The 4,277-nt window shown below is 55.8% G+C and carries 5 protein-coding genes; 1 reads left to right on the forward strand and 4 read right to left on the reverse strand.

The features are described 5' to 3' along the window. The 4 genes from truB to infB all read right to left on the reverse strand — a co-directional run. A partial coding sequence (truB, locus tag B3W37_RS09365; RefSeq protein ID WP_483175514.1) for a tRNA pseudouridine(55) synthase TruB occupies positions 1-703 on the reverse strand: 703 nt, incomplete at its 3' end. Positions 704-718: 15 nt separating this feature from the next. After that, on the reverse strand, positions 719-1,681 hold the full coding sequence (locus B3W37_RS09370; protein WP_483169916.1) for a DHH family phosphoesterase: 963 nt from the start codon (positions 1,679-1,681) through the stop codon (positions 719-721). Continuing rightward, positions 1,678-2,049, reverse strand: coding sequence for a 30S ribosome-binding factor RbfA (gene rbfA, locus B3W37_RS09375; RefSeq protein ID WP_481040011.1), 372 nt, complete (start codon positions 2,047-2,049; stop codon positions 1,678-1,680). The genes B3W37_RS09370 and rbfA overlap by 4 nt, the downstream gene beginning before the upstream one ends. 44 nt (positions 2,050-2,093) lie before the next feature. Then, the gene (gene infB, locus B3W37_RS09380; protein WP_483175515.1) at positions 2,094-4,091 is read right to left on the reverse strand and encodes a translation initiation factor IF-2; all 1,998 of its coding nucleotides are present in this window, start codon (positions 4,089-4,091) and stop codon (positions 2,094-2,096) included. On the opposite strand from infB, the gene B3W37_RS09385 reads away from it, so the two are divergent. Next, the coding region (locus B3W37_RS09385; RefSeq protein WP_483175517.1) for a hypothetical protein at positions 4,092-4,277 on the forward strand (186 nt) is incomplete at its 3' end.

A 4,277-nucleotide genomic window follows, 5' to 3' on the forward strand; every position in this document is an offset into this window, starting at 1 on the left:
GATAATTCGGCCAGTCTGGAAAGGGATAATCAACGGGCAGCAACATCCTGGAAAGATCTCCCGGCCCTGAAATAATATCGTCTAAAGACGAGGCCGCTGCGATACTAAAGCAACCGTCCTCCATGCGCCGCAAAGCCTGCAAATAAGCCCCGGTTCCTAATTTATCGCCGATATCGCGGCACAGGCTGCGGATATAAGTACCGGGCGAACACACCACATCCAGGCTAACGAGTGGCAATCCTTGATGCTGGCTGACGGAGAGCAGGGTCATGCCGTAGATAATGACCTGCCGCGGCGGGCGCTCCACTACTTCACCTTTTCTGGCCAATTCATACAGACGCCGGCCCTGATGATGAAGTGCGGAATACATGGGAGGCACCTGGTCTATGGCGCCGCTAAACCCCGCCAGGATTTCCTGCAGGGCCTGGAGGTCAAAATCACTGTGCCCGGTGAGGGTTATCTCCCCCCAGGCATCCTCGGTATCAGAGGTTCCACCCAGACACATTCCGGCCTGATATCGTTTGCGGCTTTTTTCGATTAAGCTGATAACCCGGGTGGCGTTGCCGATGGCGACCGGTAATACCCCGGTAGCCATGGGATCAAGTGTACCCAGATGCCCAATCCTGGTTTTTTTAGGCAAGACCTTTTTTATCCGCCGCAGCACATCGAATGAGGTTAACCCGGCTGGTTTGTCGATGTTCAAGAAGCCATGCAACGCTCAGCACACATCCTTAATCCGGGCCAGGACCTGGGACATGACCGATTCCAGGCTTCCCTCAAAACTGGCCCCGGCAGCCAGCCGATGGCCTCCCCCGCCGAATTCGCGGGCCAGACTGGCTACATCCACCCTGCCCCGGGAGCGAAAACCGACCTTTACCCGGCCGGTTTCCACCTCTCTGAACAACAGGCCTACTTCCACCCCGGCGATCATACGGGTATAATTGATAATCCCCTCGGGATGATAATCCCGGGCGTCGGCCTGTTCCGCCTCGTCTAAAGTGAGGCACATCCAGGCTATCCGCCCATCCTCACTCAGGGACAGATGCTTTAGGGCATGTTTTAAAAGTAAAACCTCCCTGAGGGGCTTGGATTCGAACAGGTTGTTGCGGGCCAGGTCGACACTGGCCCCTCGTTTAAGCAATTCTGAAGCGATTTTCATGGTGAGGCTGGTGGTATTGCTGTTCAAAAACCGCCCTGTATCCATGATAATACCCGCGTAAAGGCAATTGGCCACATCCTCCGAAACCGGGATTTGCATGATGGCCAGCAGCTCATATATGATCTCGGCAGTGGCGGCCGCCTCCGGGTTCACATAGTTGTAATCGCCAAACAGGCTATTGCCGGGATGATGGTCGATATTGATGGTTACGGCCGCCTTCTGCAGGGCCTCACGCACCTCGTCGGACACCCGGCACTGGTCCGAGCAATCCAGGTATACTGCGGCGAACCCGGGTCTGTCTATGGGCAGCGGGGGCTTAATGCCGCCCCAATCGGGCAGATAGTGATATATGACCGGCACCGGGTTTTCAAGAATCATTTCCACTTTTTTCCCCAGCGTCTGCAGGGCTGACTGCAAACCCAGGATGGAGCCGATGCAGTCTCCGTCTGGAATGGCATGCCCGACCAGTACCAAATGATCGTATTGCAGCAGCTGCCCGGCAATTTCCTCTAATGGGTTCATGGCTTCTTCCCGGTTTCCTCATCCTGTTTGATCTCCTCCAGCAATGAGGAAATCCTGATGCCGTGTTCGATGGATTTGTCCAGGCGAAATTCCAGCTCCGGGGCATGACGAAGCTGAATTCCCTTGGCCAATTCGGTGCGTACAAAACCTTTGGCCTTTTCCAGAACCTTCATAGTCTGTTGTTGTTTTTCTTCATTGCCCAGTACGCTGATATGAATACGGGCATGTCCCAGATCCGGGCTGACATCGACCCGGGTGACCGACACTGTCGACAAGTCCACCCGGGGATCTTTGATCTGTTCCATCAGAATTTGGGCCAGAAAGCGCTGAATTTCCACTGACATTCTTTCCTGACGGCGTTTGGTCATAACAACATCCCCCTGTAATAGAACTCTTTCGGCTGCGTTGTTCTTTATAATTCGCGGGGTATCTCTTCAATGGTATAGGCCTCTATGACATCCCCTTCTTTGATATCGTTGAAGTCCTTGATGCCCATACCGCATTCATATCCTTCCGCCACCTCTTTGACATCGTCTTTGAATCGTTTCAAAGAGGACAGCTTGCCCTCATAAATAATGACCCCGTCGCGTAATACCCGCATCTCCGCATTGCGCAGGAATTTGCCCTCGTTGACGTAACATCCGGCGATGGTGCCGATATTGGGTACTTTGAAGGTGGCCCTGACTGCGGCCCGGCCCAGGAATTTCTCGCGGTATTCCGGTTCCAGAAGCCCGGCCATGGCCTTTTTCACCTCGTCGATGGCCTCGTAGATCACCCGGTACAGGCGAACATCGATCTGTTCATCCTCCGCATATTTGCGGGCTTTGCTGTCGGGGCGGACGTTAAAGCCGATGATGATGGCGTCCGAGGTAGAGGCCAGCATGACATCGCTTTCGGTTATGGCCCCCACCCCGGAGTGCAGAACCGTAACCTTGACTTCATCGGTGCTGAGTCTCAACAGCGATTGGGACAGGGCCTCCACTGAGCCCTGCACATCGCCCTTTATGATCAGGCGCAGCTCTTTCAGCTCGTGTTCCTGGATATGCTTGAAGAATTCATCCAGTGATACCCGGCTGCTCTGGCGCTGTTCTTCTATTTTCTTCTCGGTGAGGCGCAGACTGATTACTTCTTTGGCAACTTTTTCATCACAGACCTGTACTCTCCCCCCGGCTTCGGGCGGTTCGGACCAGCCCGTGATCTCCACCGGCATGGAAGGATAAGCCATTTCCACCCGGGCGCCGCGGTGGTCGTTCATGGCCCTGACCTTGCACAGACTGCTGCCGCTCAATATATAATCACCTATCCGCAAAGTTCCTTTCTGCACCAGCACGGTGGCCACCGGCCCCCGGCCCTTATCCAGCTTGCTCTCGATGACCACCCCTTCTGCGGCCCGGTCGGGGTTGGATTTGATATCATTCACCTCGGCCACAAGTAAAACCATCTCCAGAAGGTTGTCGATGCCTTCGCCGGTTTTAGCCGAGATGGGGACAAAAATAGTGTCTCCGCCCCATTCTTCCGGGACTATATTGTACTCGGTCAGCTGCTGCATAACCCGGTCCGGATTGGAGCCGGGCTTGTCGATCTTATTCACGGCTACCAGAAAGGGTACATCGGCCGCCCGGATATGATTGATAGCCTCCACGGTCTGCGGCATTACTCCATCGTCTGCGGCCACCACCAGGATTACAATATCAGTCAGGTTGGCCCCCCGGGCGCGCATGGCGGTAAAAGCCTCGTGGCCGGGGGTGTCGATGAAGGTTACCCGGTTGTTGTTCACTTTAACCTGATAAGCCCCGATGTGCTGGGTGATGCCTCCGGCTTCTCCGGAAACTACGTCGGCATGGCGGATCTTATCCAGAAGCGAGGTCTTGCCATGATCGACATGCCCCATGACGGTGACCACCGGCGGGCGCATAACCAGGCTTTCTTCGCTGTCAACGATCTCTTCCAGTATCTTCTCTTCTTCAGATAATGCTTTCTCTACCTTAACTTCATAGAGACTGGCCAGGATTTCGGCGGTCTCGAAGTCTATGGGCTGATTTATGGAAGCCATGACCCCCAGTTCCATCAAGCGCTTGACGATGTCCGCGGAACTGCGCCGCAGCTGCTCCGCCAGTTCCCTGACCGTGATGGGGGCTTCAATGGTGATGACTTCCGGCGGCGGCAATATGGCCTCCTCTTTTTTACGTTTATGCTTTGATTTTTTCTGCGGCCGGCTGTAATCCCTTTTGGGCTGGTTTTGCCCGAACCGGTTGGCAGCGCGGTCAACGGTCTTTTTGGGAGGAGCCTGGCCTGGCTTAAAAGGCGCAGAGGGTTTGGCCCCGCGCGGCTGCCCTTTTTCGGCTTCAACAGGTTGCTTTTTAGGCCATGGGGCAGCGGCCGGACGGGGCTGGTTGCCTTTATCTCTCAATTGTGGCGCAGCCTGCGGCCGGTTTTGCTGCGGGCGGCCGTTCTGAGGCTGGGTCCGGATGCCCTGCTGCTGGGGCCTTCCCCCCTGGGGCTGCCCTTGATACGGCATGCGGCCGCTTTGAGGCTGCCCTTGCTGCTGGGGACGGCCGCCTTGCGGCTGCCTTTGCTGCTGGGGACGGTCGCCTTG

This window comes from Syntrophomonas sp. UBA5494, assembly GCF_002426325.1.

Bases quoted from the DNA above. Each gene is read 5' to 3' on its own strand.
- B3W37_RS09370 (WP_483169916.1), bottom strand. From the start codon at position 1,681: ATGAACCCATTAGAGGAAATTGCCGGGCAGCTGCTGCAATACGATCAT.
- rbfA (WP_481040011.1), bottom strand. From the start codon at position 2,049: ATGACCAAACGCCGTCAGGAAAGAATGTCAGTGGAAATTCAGCGCTTT.